15 protein-coding genes are annotated in these 14,612 nt (G+C 64.5%); 7 read left to right on the top strand and 8 right to left on the bottom strand.

Annotated features, from left to right (window positions below; genetic code table 11):
- Positions 1–8: 8 nt before the first annotated feature.
- Genes AAFG50_RS10370 through AAFG50_RS10355 form a run of 4 tightly spaced genes read right to left on the bottom strand, consistent with a single transcriptional unit; the run spans position 9 to position 3,224 of the window.
- Positions 9–470 carry a chemotaxis protein CheW gene (locus AAFG50_RS10370; RefSeq protein ID WP_162185819.1) on the bottom strand — a complete coding sequence of 154 codons (462 nt, stop codon included), beginning with the start codon at positions 468–470 and terminating at the stop codon, positions 9–11.
- On the bottom strand, positions 470–2,539 hold the full coding sequence (locus tag AAFG50_RS10365; protein WP_028174294.1) for a chemotaxis protein CheA: 2,070 nt from the start codon (positions 2,537–2,539) through the stop codon (positions 470–472). The genes AAFG50_RS10370 and AAFG50_RS10365 overlap by 1 nt, the downstream gene beginning before the upstream one ends.
- Positions 2,536–2,901 (bottom strand): response regulator, encoded by a 366-nt coding sequence (locus AAFG50_RS10360; protein WP_008142319.1) that lies wholly within the window; start codon positions 2,899–2,901, stop codon positions 2,536–2,538. The genes AAFG50_RS10365 and AAFG50_RS10360 overlap by 4 nt, the downstream gene beginning before the upstream one ends.
- Positions 2,901–3,224, bottom strand: a complete 324-nt coding sequence (locus AAFG50_RS10355; RefSeq protein ID WP_028174293.1) for an STAS domain-containing protein — start codon at positions 3,222–3,224, stop codon at positions 2,901–2,903. Before AAFG50_RS10355 ends, AAFG50_RS10360 begins: the two co-directional genes overlap by 1 nt.
- 266 nt (positions 3,225–3,490) lie before the next feature.
- On the opposite strand from AAFG50_RS10355, the gene AAFG50_RS10350 reads away from it, so the two are divergent.
- The 3 genes from AAFG50_RS10350 (at position 3,491) to AAFG50_RS10340 (ending at position 7,654) form a co-directional block, all read left to right on the top strand.
- Entirely contained in the window at positions 3,491–4,630 is a 1,140-nt protein-coding gene (locus AAFG50_RS10350; RefSeq protein ID WP_028174292.1) for an HD domain-containing phosphohydrolase, read from the top strand.
- Between the two features lie 186 nt (positions 4,631–4,816).
- Positions 4,817–5,485 (top strand): hypothetical protein, encoded by a 669-nt coding sequence (locus AAFG50_RS10345; protein WP_028174291.1) that lies wholly within the window; start codon positions 4,817–4,819, stop codon positions 5,483–5,485.
- Positions 5,486–5,503: 18 nt separating this feature from the next.
- A complete protein-coding gene (locus tag AAFG50_RS10340; protein WP_028174290.1) occupies positions 5,504–7,654 on the top strand; it encodes an adenylate/guanylate cyclase domain-containing protein in 2,151 nt (716 codons plus the stop codon).
- Between the two features lie 209 nt (positions 7,655–7,863).
- On the opposite strand, the gene pobA is transcribed toward AAFG50_RS10340, so the two are convergent.
- Positions 7,864–9,036, bottom strand: a complete 1,173-nt coding sequence (gene pobA, locus AAFG50_RS10335; protein ID WP_028174289.1) for a 4-hydroxybenzoate 3-monooxygenase — start codon at positions 9,034–9,036, stop codon at positions 7,864–7,866.
- 50 nt (positions 9,037–9,086) lie between these two features.
- Here pobA and AAFG50_RS10330 point away from each other — a divergent pair, with 50 nt between their 5' ends.
- Positions 9,087–9,992 (top strand): helix-turn-helix domain-containing protein, encoded by a 906-nt coding sequence (locus tag AAFG50_RS10330; protein WP_028174288.1) that lies wholly within the window; start codon positions 9,087–9,089, stop codon positions 9,990–9,992.
- A 360-nt stretch (positions 9,993–10,352) separates the two neighbouring features.
- Positions 10,353–10,964: an NYN domain-containing protein gene (locus AAFG50_RS10325; RefSeq protein ID WP_161536163.1), complete on the top strand. Its 612-nt coding sequence runs from the start codon at positions 10,353–10,355 to the stop codon at positions 10,962–10,964.
- Between the two features lie 23 nt (positions 10,965–10,987).
- Here the strand turns inward: AAFG50_RS10325 and pcaG are convergent, their stop codons facing one another.
- Positions 10,988–11,614 carry a protocatechuate 3,4-dioxygenase subunit alpha gene (gene pcaG / locus AAFG50_RS10320; RefSeq protein WP_028174286.1) on the bottom strand — a complete coding sequence of 209 codons (627 nt, stop codon included), beginning with the start codon at positions 11,612–11,614 and terminating at the stop codon, positions 10,988–10,990.
- Between the two features lie 4 nt (positions 11,615–11,618).
- Entirely contained in the window at positions 11,619–12,407 is a 789-nt protein-coding gene (pcaH, locus tag AAFG50_RS10315; RefSeq protein ID WP_028174285.1) for a protocatechuate 3,4-dioxygenase subunit beta, read from the bottom strand.
- 97 nt (positions 12,408–12,504) lie between these two features.
- Between pcaH and AAFG50_RS10310 the strand changes: the two genes are divergently transcribed.
- Complete coding sequence (locus tag AAFG50_RS10310; RefSeq protein ID WP_028174284.1) at positions 12,505–13,434, top strand: LysR family transcriptional regulator; 930 nt, start codon at positions 12,505–12,507, stop codon at positions 13,432–13,434.
- 26 nt (positions 13,435–13,460) lie between these two features.
- On the opposite strand, the gene AAFG50_RS10305 is transcribed toward AAFG50_RS10310, so the two are convergent.
- The gene (locus AAFG50_RS10305; protein WP_011085119.1) at positions 13,461–13,949 is read right to left on the bottom strand and encodes a MarR family transcriptional regulator; all 489 of its coding nucleotides are present in this window, start codon (positions 13,947–13,949) and stop codon (positions 13,461–13,463) included.
- Positions 13,950–14,069: 120 nt separating this feature from the next.
- Here AAFG50_RS10305 and AAFG50_RS10300 point away from each other — a divergent pair, with 120 nt between their 5' ends.
- Entirely contained in the window at positions 14,070–14,612 is a 543-nt protein-coding gene (locus tag AAFG50_RS10300; RefSeq protein WP_028174283.1) for a VOC family protein, read from the top strand.

Below are 14,612 nucleotides of genomic sequence, written 5' to 3'. Positions count from 1 at the left end.
GACTCATTTCAATTCAGAATGCGTTCCATGTTGGGAACGATGACGAACTCTTCACGCCATTTGGCGATGAAGCGAATGAACTCCGGCTTCCAGTGCATGCCGACGCGCGGCGTCTGCTGCACGTCGGTCTGCGAGATCTCCGTGACCTCATAGACCTTGTCGGCGGTGACGCCGACCAGGACGGGCTCGCCGTCGAGCTCCAGCTCGATGACGACGATGCGCGTGTCGGCCGAGTTGTCGAGCTGCGGCATACCGAAGCGGATGCGCAGGTCCGCGAGCGGAATGACGTTGCCGCGTACGTTGATCACGCTGGGAACGAAAGCCCGTGCGCCGGCGACCTTGGTCACCGGCACGGGATCGATGATCTCGCGCACGAGGCCCGCGTCGAGCGCGAACTTCTCCTCGCCGAGGCCGATCATCACGACCTGCATCGCGTCGGCCTGATGCTCGCCGGCCAAAGTCTCGTTCATCACGCCGCCTCGCTGATGTGCTGCTTCTCGACCTTCGACTGCGCCAGCGCGACGAGCTGCGCGACGTCGAGGATCAGCGCCGCCGTGCCGTCACCCAGGATGGTCGCGCCCGAGAAGATCGTGACATCCGAATGCAGCTTGGAGAGCGACTTGATCACGGTCTGGTGGTTGCCGATGATCTGGTCGGCGACGAGACCGACGCGGCTTTCACCGGTCGAGATGATGATCGTCTTCTGGTGCCGGTCGGGCGCCCCCGACGACGACATGATCTCGCGCAGGCGCAGGAACGGAACGAGGTTGCCGCGGACGTTGAGGAAATTGCGGCCGCGCGAACGCTCGTCCTCGGCCGTCAGCTCGACGCATTCCTCCACCGCCGACAGCGGAATGATGTAGCGGCCTTCGCCGACGCGGATCAGGAGGCCTTCGATGATCGCGAGCGTCAAGGGCAGGCGCAGCGTCACGGTGGTGCCCTCGCCCGGCTTGGTCGACAGGTCGATGGTGCCGCGCATGTTCTCGATGGTGCGCTTGACCACGTCCATACCGACGCCGCGGCCGGACAGCGCCGAGATGGTCTGCGCGGTCGAGAAGCCCGGGTGGAACAGGAACTGGTGGATCTCGTGATCGGTCAGCACGGCGCCGGCTGCGATCAGCCCCTGCTCTTCCGCCTTGGCACGGATGCGCGCGGTGTTGAGGCCGCCGCCATTGTCCTTCACGGTGACGAGCACCTGCGCGCCGGAATGAACGGCGGCGAGCTCGATCCGGCCCTGCTCGGTCTTGCCGTTGGCGGCGCGCGTTGCGGTGTCTTCGATGCCGTGGTCGATGGCGTTGCGGATCAGATGCACCAGCGGATCGGCCAGGCACTCGATCATGGTCTTGTCGAGTTCGGTGTCCTCGCCCGTGGTGACGAATTCGACCGGCTTCGACAGATCGCGTGACAGATCGTGGATCAGGCGGCGGAAGCGGCCGAACAGCGAGCCGATCGGCACCATGCGCGCGCCCATCGTGGTGTCGCGCAAGGAGGAGGCGAGGCGCTCGATCTCCTCGGCGATCATCTTGATCGAGAGGTCGGAGCCTGACGATGCGAGCTGGGTCAGCCGCGCCTGGGCGATGACGAGCTCGCCGACCCGGTCCATCAGTTCGTCGAGGCGTTCGGCCTGGACGCGGACGGTGGCGATGCCGCGATCGTCGCGCTTGGCCTCGGCCTTCGGCTCCGGCTTCGGTTCAGATTTGGGCTCCGCCTTTGCGGCGGGCTGCGCGGCGATCGGCGCGGCAGCAGCCTCGACCACCGGCGCAGGCATCTCGGCCTCAGGTGCCGGCTCCTCGTCGATGAGCTGGAATAGCGGCATCGGCGCGGGCGCTTCGACATGCTCCAAGGGCGAGAGGGTCAGCTTCATCTCGTCCTGGACGAACATGAAGACGTCGTCGATCGCGTCCTTGTCGCAAGCCGCGTGCAGCTTGACGTCCCACTTCAGATAGCAGTCTTCCGGCTCCATCTCGTCGAGGAACGGGATGCCGTCGGTAACAGGCACGACGAAGCAGGGGCCGAGCTTGCAGAGATCTTCCAGGAGGTCGAGCGGGTTCGAGCCGTTGCGCAGGATGTGCGATTCGAATTCCAGATACAGGTGCCAGCCGGGCTGCTTGCTCTCGACCGGCGCCGCCGCCTCCGCGATCCCGGCGACCGGCGCAACAGGCTGGTCGGACGAGACAAAGCGCTTGAGGTCGTCGAGGATGCCTTCGCCGATGACGTCATCGGTCGACTGGGGATCCTCGATCAGGGCGCGGATATAGTCCTTGGCGGCGAGCGCGACCGAGATCAGTTCCTGCGTCGGCTTGATCTCGCCCTTGCGGACGCGATCGAACGCGGTCTCGAATTCGTGGGTGAAGGAGGCGACCTTGTCGAAGCCGAACATGGCGCCCGAGCCCTTGATCGTATGCAGGGCGCGGAAGGCGGAATCGACGAGTTCGCGGTCATCGGGACGCAGGCCGAGATCGAGCAAGGCTCCTTCAAGAACTTCGAAGAGCTCACTGGCTTCCTGACGAAAGACCTCGGTCGGGTCCATTGCACTCATGCGCGCACCAGCTTGCCGACGACGGCGAGCAACTGCTCCGGCTTGAAGGGCTTGGTGATCCAGCCCGTGGCGCCGGCGCTCTTGGCCTCCTGCTTCACCGTGTCGTTGGATTCGGTGGTCAGGAACACGATCGGCATGCCGACCGCGCTCGGCAGCTTGCGCAGCGCCCGGATCAGCTCCAGCCCGTTCATGACCGGCATATTGAGGTCGGTGATCACGAGGTCGAGCTTGCCGGCCTGGGCCTTGGCGAGCCCTTGCGCACCGTCACCGGCCTCGATCACGTTATGACCGGCCGGCTCGAGCACGACCTTGATCATTTGCCGAATGCTGGGGGAATCGTCGACGGTCAGAATCGTGGCCATCAGGTGCCATCTTTCTTTTGCGGGAAGTGCTGTTCGATCATCGCCTCGCTGGCGAAGCCGGCGCGGCGAAGGGTGTTGCGCAGAGATTGGGAGAATGCGGTGAGCACCACCGGGCGGCCCTGGGCCTCGCCCGTCCTGGCGGTCGACAGCAGAAGCTGGATCGAGGTCACGTCGGCCTTGTCGACGCGCGAACAATCGATCTCGAGCCGCTGCTCGCGGCCGAACGCCTCGCGAATGAGGTCATAGACGCTGCGAATGGCCGCGATGCTGCAATCGGCGGGTAACCGCAACGACCACTTCGGCTCCGTCGGATTGAGCGCCATCGCTGCCCCCGCCCTTGCAAAATTCCGATACACGTTTGACGCGAATCAAGTGAGCAAACCCCTAACGGAGAGGTCCGTACAACTACGGGTCACATTCCCGAGGACTTCGCGCAATTGCATGCAACGGTGCATAGCCTGCTGAAATCGCATGCGAGGCGCGCATATCGCAGCGCGTGCGCACGCACGGCGCATTTGCTTCGCGTTAAATTCGCACGGGTTATGCAGTCGGTTCGTGCCCTTGCCAGCGAAGAGAGCCCCGGCCGCCGATGCTGACCCAAGCGCTTCTGGTTGACGACAGCCGTTCCGTCCTCAACTTCCTGAAACGTCACATCGAGGCCGAAGGTCTGGTCGAAGCCACCACCTTCCTCGATCCCGTGCAGGCACTGGCCTGCGCACGGGAGCGCGTCTTCGACCTCGTGCTGGTCGACTACGAGATGCCGCACATGGACGGCATCAGCTTCATCCGCACGCTCCGCACCCTTCCCGGCTGCGTCGACATCCCTATCGCGATGATCACGTCGCGGCAGACCGATGACGTGAAGATGGAAGCGCTGCAGGCCGGTGCAACCGATTTCCTGCCCAAGCAGCCGCAGAGCGTCGAGATGACGGTGCGTCTACGGAATTTGATTCAGCTTGGTGCAGCCGTACGCAAGCTCAACGATCGCGCCGCGCATCTGGCCAGTGAAGTCGCGGCCGCGATACGCAAGCTCGGCGAGCGCGAGGAAGAGATCATCCTGCGGCTCGCGCTCGCGGTCGAATACCGCGACAACGACACCGGCGAGCACACCCTGCGGGTCGCCCGCTACAGCCGCATCATCGCCGAGCAGCTCGGCCTGCCGGCCCGGCTCTGCCGCGACATCTATCTCGCCGCACCGCTGCACGACGTCGGCAAGGTCGCCATTCCCGACAATATCCTGCTCAAGCCCGGCCGGCTGACCGACGAGGAGATGGCGGTGATCCGTACCCACGCCACGATCGGCGAACGGATCCTGGCGGACTCCAGTTGCGAGCTGATCCAGCTCGGTGCGCAAATTGCCGCAGGCCACCACGAGCGCTGGGACGGCGCAGGCTATCCGAACGGCCTCAAGACGGACGAGATCCCGGTGGCCGCTCGCGTGGTCGCTGTCGCCGACGTGTTCGACGCGCTGACGACGCGGCGGCCATATAAAGAGCCGATGCCGCTCGAGGCGGCACGCAACTACCTGGTCGAGAACCAGGGACGGCAGTTCGACCCGGCCTGCGTCGAGGCTTTCCTGTCGCGCTGGAACGAAGTCATGGAGATCGCTGCCGGGCAGCAGGCGACGCCATTTCAGAAGACGGAGGCGACGCTCGCCCCTGTCATGGAGAGAGCCGTCGAGGGCCGGACGGCCGAAGACCGTTCGCCGCAGGCCGTTCCGGCCGCCTGAGATCGCATATCCCGGCAACAGCTTGCCGCGGCTCTGTTTTCTCCGGTCGCCGGTTTGAACCTGTTCCTGATAGAGTGCACCAATGTCCAAGAGTGATTCCGGTCACACTTGCCTGGGCGCTCCTCTGCTAAGCATCGAACCAGGACGGGACCGGTAGAGCATCGGTAGAATTGAATGAGAATCCCCATGAGAAGCCTGATCGGCGCCGTTGTCGGCGCGCTCTGTGTCGCGACCCCCGCTCTGGCGGAGACCCCGGCCGCGATCGTCGAGGACGTCCAGGGCAAGGTCGACGGCATCGCGTTCATGGACTATGTGGCGCCGGGCAAGATCATCAAGCTCGGCCCGAAGGCGAGCGTCACGCTCAGCTATCTCAAATCCTGCCTGCGCGAGACGATCAGCGAAGGCGTCGTGCTGGTCGGCGCCGAGCAGAGCACCGTACAGCTCGGCGAGGTCAAGCGGGACAAGGTGCCCTGCGACACCAACGCGGCGAAGCTGTCCGAGCGAGAGGCCAACCAGAGCGCCGCGACCACCTTCCGCACCATGCGCTCGGACGCCAAGGGCGCGCCGGCCAAGCTGCCGACGATCTACGGCGTCGCACCGCTGGTGCAGGCCAAGAGCGGCAGCACGCTGGTGATCGAGCGCACCGACGGCAAGGAACCCACGATCACCGTGCCGCTCAAAAGCGAAGCCATGATCGGCGGCAAGTTCTATGATTTTGCCAAGGCCGGGAAGTCGCTGACCCCCGGCGGCAGCTATCTCGCCATTCTCGGCGCCAAGCGCTATGCCTTCCAGGTCGACGCCAGCGCCACCTCATCGCCGACGCCGATCGTCGGCCGCCTGCTGCGGCTCGAATAGGCGGCTTGCGACGGGGCGATGCGGCGGATCGGAAGGCGGGACATCGTTGCAGCGATCCTGATTGCGCTCTTCGCGGGCGCGGTCTTCACGTCTCCGCCGCTTCAGACGCTGCAGGGCCTGTCGCTCGACATCCTCACCGCGATGCGCGGCAAGCTGGTCGGCGACCGCCGCGATCCCGCGACATCGCCGGTCGTCGTCGTGGCCATCGACGGGGAGACCTACGACACTCCGCCCTTCAAGGGATCGCCGACGCTGACCTGGACGCGCGAAATTGGCCGCGTGCTCGGAAGCATCACTGAGGGCGGCGCCAAGGTGATCGGCTTCGACGTCATCTTTCCCAGCTCGATCGAGCAGTCGGAGATTCCCTTCGGCGACGCGCCACTCGGCAGCCGCATGAAGGGTTTTGACCGGGACTACCTCATCGCACTCCGGCAACTTTCCGACAGCGGCAAGCTGGTGCTCGGCGAGATCCTGAGCAACGACCATCCGGACAGGCCCTACCGCGCGCAGCAACTGGCGGTGAAAAACAATATCCGCGCCCTCAACGTCCATACCGACCCCGACGACGTGATCCGGCGGATGCCCCTGAGCTTTGCCATCGACGGCAAGCCGGTCCCCGCGATGGCGATCGAACTCGCCGCGCGCGCGCTCGGCACGACGCCCGGAACCGAGCCATCCGGCGCGATGCAGCTGTCCGGCTACACGATCCCGAGCGCGATCCCCAACACGTTGACGCTCAACTTCCGCGGCATGGGCCGCGACATCCCGGCCTATTCCTTCGCCGACCTGCGTGCCTGCGTCGAGAAGGGCGACCGCGATTTCTTCCGCCGCGCCTTCGAGGGCAAGGTCGTCCTGCTCGGCACCGTCCTCAATTTCGAGGACCGCAAGCTCACCTCGATGCGGCTGTCCGGCGGATATGACGGCTCGCCCGCGCCGCGCTGCGCCCTGCCCGCCTCGGCGGGTACCGCGCAAAAGGCCCGCAGCGATATCGCCGGCGTGTTCGTGCATGCCACCGTCGTGCGAAACCTGATCGAGCGCGACGCCGTGACCGAGCTCGGCTTTCCGGCGCGGACCATCCTCACAATTGCGTTCGCGGCGATCATCGCCTGCGCGGCCTGCATGCTCGCACCCGGCGGCGCTGTGATCGCCTGGCTCGCCCTCACCGCCGTTTACGCCGGTATGGCCGTCGCCGCGTTCGTGCATGCCCTGGCGCTGCCCTTGACGGAGCCCGCGCTCGCGAGCCTGGCCGCGCTCGCGATGATGATCGGCTACCGCTTCATGCTGGCCGATCGCGACGAGCGTTTTCTGCGCAAGAGCTTCGCCTTCTATCTCGCGCCTGAAGTCATCAATACCATGGTCGCGTCCGGCAAGATGCCGGCGCTCGGCGGCGAGATGCGCAACGTCACCATGTTCTTCTCCGACCTCAGCGGGTTCTCCTCGATCGCAGAGACGATGACGCCGGGCGAGCTGGTCACGCTGATGAACGAATATCTCTCCGCCATGACCGACATCATCGAAGGCCATGGCGGCTATGTCGACAAATATATCGGCGATTCCATCGTCGCCATGTTCGGCGCGCCGGCCGACGATCCCGCCCACGCGCGCAATGCCGTCCGCGCGGCGCTGAAGTGCCACGAAAAGCTGGCGGACCTCAACGCCAACAACGCCGCCTTCGCGGGCCACGGCCTGTCGCACCGCATCGGGCTCAACAGCGGCGAAGCCGTGGTCGGCAATATCGGCTCCCGCCGCCGCTTCAACTACACCGTGATGAGCGACACCGTGAACGTCGCCTCGCGGCTCGAGGGTGCGAACAAATATTACGGCACCGCGATCATGGCCTCGGAGGCGACAGTGGCGCAGACAGGTGACGCCTTCGCCTGGCGCGAGCTCGACGCAATCAGGGTGCAGGGCCGCGGCGAGGCGATCAAGGTGTTCGAGCCGCTGGCGGAGAGGGACGGGGAGAGTGCCGAGCAGAAGAAGGTGACGGCGTTGTATGCGGAAGGACTGGCCTGCTGGCGCGCACGGGAGTTCGCGAAGGCGGTTGATGCGTTCGACCGGCTAGCCAAGGTCGATCCGCCATCGTCAATGTTTGCAAAGCGCGCCAGAGCGCTTGTCGCAAATCCACCGTCGCTGGAATGGACACCAGTCAACACGCTCGAAGGGAAGTAGCCGCGTCAGCCGAGAGCGCTAGCTTCCCCTCTCCCCTTGCGGGAGAGGGTGGCTCGCCGCAAGGCGGCGAGACGGGTGAGGGGTTTCTCTCGGCGCATCCAACTCTCACTTGAATTCGCGGAGACATACCCCTCATCCGGCGCTTCGCGCCACCTTCTCCCACAAGGGGAGAAGGGAGGGCAGCATCGCGTGTTGCGCGATCATCTCGCTCAAAACGGCAGGCCCACATAGTTCTCCGCGAGCAGGCGCTGCGCCGTTTCGGACGAGAACAGATATTCCAGCTCCGTCTGCTGAAGACGATCCTCATAGTCAAGACGATCGGGGAAGCGATGCAGCAGCATCGTCATCCACCAGGAGAAGCGCTGCGCCTTCCAGATCCGCGCCAGCGCCTTGGCGGAATAGCCTTCGAGGCCGGAATCATCGCCGCTCTGATAATGTGCGAGCATGGCATGATAGAGATAGTAGATGTCGGAGGCGGCGCTGTTCAGCCCGCGCGCGCCGGTGGGCGGCACGATGTGGGCTGCATCGCCGGCGAGGAACAGGCGGCCATAGCTCATCGGTTCGGCGACGAAGCTGCGCAATGGCGCGATGCTCTTTTCGATCGCGGGCCCCGTGATCAAGCGGCCGGCGACCTCTTCCGGCAGGCGGCGCTTCAGCTCGGCCCAGAACGCGTCGTCCGACCAGTCCTCGACCTTGTCGGTGAGCGGCACCTGGATGTAGTAGCGGCTCAGCACCTGTGAACGCAGGGAACACAGCGCAAAGCCGCGCTCGTGCTTCACATAGATCAGCTCGGACGAGACCGGCTTGGTGCGCGACAGCACCCCGAGCCAGCCAAACGGATAGACCTTCTCGTATTCGCGCAGCACGTCCTTTGGGATCGACCTGCGGCTGACGCCGTGGAAGCCGTCGGCGCCGACGATGTAGTCGCAATCGACGCGAACGATCTCGTCGTTCGAGCGGTACGTCACGTAGGGGCGGTCCGACGCGAGATCATGCGGCGTCACGTCCTCGGCATTGTGCACGACCTTGCCGCCAAGGCGGTCGCGCGCCTCGTAGAGGTCGCGCGTCAGCTCGGTCTGGCCGTAGACCAGCACCGAATTGCCGCCGGAGTGCTTGTGCAGATCGATGTGGGAGAGCACCCCGTCATGGGCGATCTCGAACCCCCGGTGGATCTCGCCTTCGCGGTCCATCCGCTCGCCGCATTGCGCCTCGCGCATCAGTTTCGCAAAACCGTGCTCGAGCACGCCGGCGCGGATCCGGGCCAGCACGTGGTCGCGGCTGTATTTCTCCAGCACGACCGTGTCGATGCCCTTCAGATGCAGGAGCTGGGACAAGAGCAGCCCGGACGGCCCGCCACCGATAATACAGACCTGAACTTTCATTTTCGCGTCCTCCCGTCGGCACTTTTTTGCAGATTCAGCCGCGCAAACCGATGGAGGGTTTCGTCTTTGTCTTGTACTATTCGAACATGAAAAGCGCCGCCCCTGCCCCCGCGATCCGGGTCTACAATCTGTTCGGCGAGTCCGGCGACCTGCCCGACGTCGTGCATTGTGAGACGATCGCGTCCCGCTCCGTACTTCACGACTGGACCCTGGCCGTGCACCGCCATGCCCGGCTGCACCAGGTCCTGCTGATCGAGCGCGGCGGCGGCGAGGCGACGCTCGACGGACGCGTGGTGCCGTTGAAGCCGATGCAGATCGTCAACGTACCCGTCGGACACGTCCACGGCTTCCGCTTCGTGCCTGAGACCCAAGGCTGGGTGCTGACCATCGCGGCGGAGATTCTGGACGAGGCGCTGCTCGCCGCCGAAGGCCTGCGCGGGGCCCTGTTACAATCAGGCGTGGTGCGCGGCACCCCGCAGATCCGCGCCACCATGAAGCAGATCTTCGCCGAACACGCCGCCCGCGATTTCGGCCGCGCACATGTGCTGCGCGCTTTGTCGGCAGCCATGATCGGGCTGGTGGCCCGCGCGCTCACGAGCGAGACCGGTGGCAATGGCACTGCCGAATCCGGCCTGTTCCGCCGCTTCGAGGCGCTGCTCGAGCAGCATCATCTGGAACGCTGGAGCGTCGCGGACTACGCAGGCGCGCTGTCGATCACGCCGACCCATCTCAACCGGGTGACGCGGGCGGCGACCGGCGACACCGCCTCGCACCTGATCCTCAACCGCCTGATCCGCGAGGCGCGGCGCAACCTCGTCTACACCAACCTGCCGGTCTCGACGATCGCTTACGCGCTCGGCTTCGAGGACCCCGCCTATTTCAGCCGCGTTTATGCCGCCGCCACGGGGCTATCGCCGCGCGCCTTTCGCACCCGGCTGCATGGTGATGAAGGCTGACACATCAGCCGATCGAACAGCCGCGCCCATGGTCGAAGGCCACGCTGGGAACCGCAATGGCCTTTGTTGCCCGCGCTGCCACTTACCTTCGTATATCGGGCCCTATCCTTTGGATAGAGGCCCTTTACCTCAGTACAATTGAGTAGGGAACGCGCGCGCCTTAGCCTGGCTGCATTCGGCGCCCTGGCGCTAGTGGCATTGGATCCTCCCTAACCTGGGCGCAAGACGGCCGCCCCTGTCCGGTCGTCTGCGCTGCTTTTTCGGCAAGCCATCGGTGCCTTCATTGTTCTTCCGGCCGACACACCGCGCCCTGGCGGTGGGATCGGCCGCCTTTCGCGTGCAACTGGAGATTTACGCAGAATGTCTTCGATTGAGAAGATCGCACTCTTTATCGATGGCTCCAATCTCCATGCCACCTCCAAGGCGCTCGGCTTCGACATCGACTACAGGCGTCTGCTCGGCGAATTCCAAAGCCGAGGTGCGCTGTTGCGGGCCTTCTACTACACGACCCTCATCGAGGATCAGGAGTATTCGTCGATCCGCCCCTTGATCGATTGGCTCGACTATAACGGATACACCGTCGTCACCAAGTTCACGAAGGAATTCGTCGACGCCATCACCGGCCGCCGCAAGGTGAAGGGCAGCATGGATGTCGACCTCGCCGTAAATGCGATGGAGCTCGCCGAGCACGTCGATCAGATCGTGTTGTTCTCGGGCGATGGCAATTTTCGTTCGCTGGTGGAAGCGCTGCAGCGCCGCGGTGTCCGCGTAACGGTCGTCTCCACACTCTCCACTCAGCCAGCCATGGTCGCCGACGACCTGCGCCGACAGGCGGACGTATTCATTGATTTGGCAGAACTGAAACCAAAAGTGGGGCGCGATCCGGCCAATCGGCCGGGATCGCGCGAGATGCGCCAGTTACCGCAATTCCTCGCGCGCGTAGCGATCGATCGCGGCGACCAGGTGGAGTGATCCTGCGGGAGGCCGCACGACTCTCAGACGTCGAAGAACACGGTCTCCTCGGGCCCCTGCAAATTGATCGTGAAGGAATACACGACCTTGCCGGCGCGCTCGCTTCGCGTTGCGATCAACGTCTTGCGCCGGGCCGGCTGTTCGATCAGGTTGAGCACGGGGTCTCCGGCGTTGGCAGCCTCTTCATCCGAGAAATAGAGCCGCGTGTTGAGACCGATATTGATGCCGCGCGCGACGATCCAGACATTGACGTGCGGCGCGCATTTGCGCCCTGCCTTGTCGGTGATGGCGCCGGGCTTGATGGTCTCGAAGGTCACGAGCCCGCTGTCGAAGTCGGAGCCGGCGCGGCCCCAGCCGCGAAACTCCTGCTCCAGCGCGCCGGCCGAGCGGTCGGCCGGATGGTTGTAGCGGCCGGCCGCATTGGCCTGCCAGATTTCCAGCAGCACGTCGCGCAGCGGCGTACCGGTGCCGTCAAGCACCTTGCCTTCCAGCGTGATGCGTTCGCCCCGGGTGTTCGGCGTCACCAGCACGTTGGAAAAGTTCTTCTCGAAGATATCGAAGCCGGCCATGGCCGGGATCAGGCCGATGTGGACGTAGGGGCCGGCGGTCTGCGAGGCGGTTTCCTTGAGATAGTTGAGCGGCTGCGGCATTTGCTCAGTTCCCCGCGGTGCGATTTTCGAAATAGGTGGAACGCTGACCGCGCAGGACGATGTCGAAGCGGTACGCGAGCGAGTCGAACGGTGTCGAGGCGTTGAGGTCGAGCGGCGCGACCAGGCGATCGAGCGCATCCTTGTCCGGAATCGTCGTCAGGATCGGGCAGACCGGGATCAGGGGATCGCCCTCGAAATACATCTGCGTGATCAGCCGCTGCGCAAAGCCTGAGCCGAACACCGAGAAGTGGATGTGGGCGGGACGCCAGCTGTTGACGAAGTTGCGCCAGGGATAAGGACCCGGCTTCACGGTGCGGAAATAATAATAGCCGGTGTCGTCAGTCAGCGCGCGGCCGCAGCCGCCGAAATTCGGATCGATCGGCGCCAGATACGTGTCCTTCTTGTGCCGGTAGCGGCCGCCGGCATTGGCCTGCCAGAATTCGACCAGCGTGTTCGGAACGCCGCGGCCGGTCTCGTCCAGCACGCGACCGTGGACGATGATGCGCTCGCCGACAGGATCGCCGTCCTTGGCGTAGTTGCGGATCAGGTCGTTGTCGAGCGGGCCGAGATCGTTGTGGCCGAACACCGGTCCCGTGATTTCCGAGACCGAATTCTCCAGTGACAGCAGCGCCTGGCGCGGCGAGCGCAGCACCGAGGATTTGTAGCCGGGGGCATACGCGGGCGGATGGATGGAACGGTCGCGCTGGAAGAAGCCGCCGTCGCCGAGCGGCGGCGTGAACGGCTCGGGGCGGTTGAGGCGGGGATCCTGCAAGGCTGTCGCCTGGGCATTCATCGGCGTTGTCTCTCCCTAGGGCATCCCGGGGTCCGGGTGCGCGGCTTATTGAACGATAATGCCGCCACCTATTCTCAAGATAAATAGATCGATTATAATGAATTCCATGAAAAAAATCGATCATTTGGCCCTCGACGGCCATGCCCTCGAATTGTTCCTCGCCGTGCTGGAAGAAGGCTCGGTGACGGCGGCGGCAACGCGGCTCGGCCTGACGCAATCCGCCGTCAGCCACAGCCTGAATAAGCTGCGGCGGATCGCTGGAGATCCGCTGTTCGCCAAGTCCGGCCGCGGCATCGTCGCCACCGCGCACGCCCAGGCCCTCGCGGCGAAGGCGCGTGCGCTGATCGACGAGATGCGCAGCTTTGCCGGCGGCGTCAGCTTCGAGCCGGCGCAGGCCCAGCTCTCGCTGACGATCGCCGCCAACGATTTCCAGCGCGACCTGTTGCTGCCGCGCTTCTTCGGCCATGTCAGCGAACAGGTGAAGAGCCTGCACCTGCGGGTAATCCCCTCGCAGTCCCCCTCCCCCGCGATGCTGCGCGAGAACCGGTGCGATCTCATGATCACGCCGCTGCCGCCGTCCGGCGTCGACATCGTGCAGAAGCGCGTGCTGAGCGACCACTACGTCTGTTACTTTGACCCGAAGGCACGTACCGCGCCCGCCGGTCGCAGCGCCTATCTCGCAGCGCGCCACATCACCGTGGTCTACACCGACAATGAGCGGCTCGACTTCGACCGCCGGCTGGCGGCCAACGGCTTCCACCGCGACATCGCCATCTCCGTACCGAGCTTTTCAGGCGTGCCGTCGTTCCTGCGCGGCACGCAGATGCTCGCGAGCATGCCGAGCCTGCTCGCGTCCGGTGTCATGCAGGGCTTCGCACATGCCCGAATTCCGCTGGCCTCGGGCACTCGGACCCTGGCCGAGCTGCCGATGTTCATGGTCTGGCACCAGCGCTACCAGAAAGACCCGGCCCATCGCTGGATCAGGAACCAGCTCGAGACGGTAGCAGAGACCGCCGCAGGAGCATGAACGGCAGAATCGGGAACGTCCGAACTTCAGGTCAATTCCGCCGACAGCTTGCGCATCGCGCGGTCGAGAACCTCGACCTCCTCCGAAGTCAGCACGGCAAGCAGCCTCGTCTCCCGTTCCAGCGCGAACGGCACGATCTTGCGGAAAAGCGCGCGGCCTGCTGACGTCAGCGAAACGATCAGCTCGCGACGGTCATCAGAAGCATGTTTTCGGCTGACGATGCCGCGCGTCTCCAGTCCCTGGACGGCGCGGCTGACCTGCATCTTGTCGAGCGTGGTGAGCGGCCCGATTTCCTTGGTCGCAATCTGGGTCCGCGCGCCAAGAATGGCAAGCACACGCCATTCCTGACGCGTCAGCGCAAAGCGTTCCGAATAGACTTCGGCCACGGCCAGCGACACCTGTTCGGCCAGACGCGCCAGCCGATACGGAAAATACTGCTGCAGATCGAGCTCGGTGCCGGCATCCTGCGCCGGACCCGCTGCCCTATTTCGTGCTTCGCGCAAACGTCCCGCCATGCCGCTCAGTCCCTGGCTTGCATTCCTGCAAAAGTTTTCCGGGCAGATTGATCCAGATCAACCCAGGAGATTGTAACATTTGATACTAATTCCGCAACCATCAAAGGGAGTGACGCCGCCATGAAAATCGAGAAGATCCATCACGTCGCCTATCGCTGCGTCGACGCCAAGGCAACCGTCGAGTTCTACAAGAAGGTCTTGAACATGGATCTTCTCGGCGCGATCGCCGAGGATCGCGTGCCTTCCACCAAGGCGCCCGATCCGTACATGCACATTTTCCTCGATGCAGGGAACGGCAACATCCTCGCCTTCTTCGAGCTGCCGAACTCGCCGCCCATGGGCCGCGATCCCAACACGCCGGAATGGACCCAGCACATCGCCTTTCAGGTCAAGGACCTCGCCGAGCTCGAGGAAGCCCGGGCGCGCGCGGAAGCTACCGGCCTCGACGTCGTCGGCGTCACCGACCACACCATCTTCAAGTCCATCTACTTTCGCGATCCGAGCGGCCACCGCCTCGAGATCGCGGCCTGGACCGCCACGCCGGACCAGATCGACCGCATGAAATCGGTCGCGCACGAGATGGTCGAGGAATGGTCACGCACCAGGCGTCCGCCACGTCATAACGCCTGGATGCACGAGAAAGAGTTTCAGGACGCACATTGA

It is taken from the genome of Bradyrhizobium sp. B039 (assembly GCF_038965675.1).
In the GTDB taxonomy this organism is placed as follows: Bacteria; Pseudomonadota; Alphaproteobacteria; order Rhizobiales; family Xanthobacteraceae; genus Bradyrhizobium; species Bradyrhizobium diazoefficiens.
Note: the sequence above shows the minus strand (reverse complement) of the source record. Positions and strands in the feature narration are given on the sequence as shown.

Excerpts from the sequence above, each read along its gene's own strand:
- AAFG50_RS10370 (WP_162185819.1), bottom strand. The coding sequence starts at position 470 with ATGAACGAGACTTTGGCCGGCGAGCATCAGGCCGACGCGATGCAGGTC.
- AAFG50_RS10365 (WP_028174294.1), bottom strand. The coding sequence starts at position 2,539 with ATGAGTGCAATGGACCCGACCGAGGTCTTTCGTCAGGAAGCCAGTGAG.
- AAFG50_RS10360 (WP_008142319.1), bottom strand. The coding sequence starts at position 2,901 with ATGGCCACGATTCTGACCGTCGACGATTCCCCCAGCATTCGGCAAATG.
- AAFG50_RS10355 (WP_028174293.1), bottom strand. The coding sequence starts at position 3,224 with ATGGCGCTCAATCCGACGGAGCCGAAGTGGTCGTTGCGGTTACCCGCC.
- AAFG50_RS10350 (WP_028174292.1), top strand. The coding sequence starts at position 3,491 with ATGCTGACCCAAGCGCTTCTGGTTGACGACAGCCGTTCCGTCCTCAAC.
- AAFG50_RS10345 (WP_028174291.1), top strand. The coding sequence starts at position 4,817 with ATGAGAAGCCTGATCGGCGCCGTTGTCGGCGCGCTCTGTGTCGCGACC.
- AAFG50_RS10340 (WP_028174290.1), top strand. The coding sequence starts at position 5,504 with ATGCGGCGGATCGGAAGGCGGGACATCGTTGCAGCGATCCTGATTGCG.
- pobA (WP_028174289.1), bottom strand. The coding sequence starts at position 9,036 with ATGAAAGTTCAGGTCTGTATTATCGGTGGCGGGCCGTCCGGGCTGCTC.
- AAFG50_RS10330 (WP_028174288.1), top strand. The coding sequence starts at position 9,087 with ATGGAGGGTTTCGTCTTTGTCTTGTACTATTCGAACATGAAAAGCGCC.
- AAFG50_RS10325 (WP_161536163.1), top strand. The coding sequence starts at position 10,353 with ATGTCTTCGATTGAGAAGATCGCACTCTTTATCGATGGCTCCAATCTC.
- pcaG (WP_028174286.1), bottom strand. The coding sequence starts at position 11,614 with ATGCCGCAGCCGCTCAACTATCTCAAGGAAACCGCCTCGCAGACCGCC.
- pcaH (WP_028174285.1), bottom strand. The coding sequence starts at position 12,407 with ATGAATGCCCAGGCGACAGCCTTGCAGGATCCCCGCCTCAACCGCCCC.
- AAFG50_RS10310 (WP_028174284.1), top strand. The coding sequence starts at position 12,505 with ATGAATTCCATGAAAAAAATCGATCATTTGGCCCTCGACGGCCATGCC.
- AAFG50_RS10305 (WP_011085119.1), bottom strand. The coding sequence starts at position 13,949 with ATGGCGGGACGTTTGCGCGAAGCACGAAATAGGGCAGCGGGTCCGGCG.
- AAFG50_RS10300 (WP_028174283.1), top strand. The coding sequence starts at position 14,070 with ATGAAAATCGAGAAGATCCATCACGTCGCCTATCGCTGCGTCGACGCC.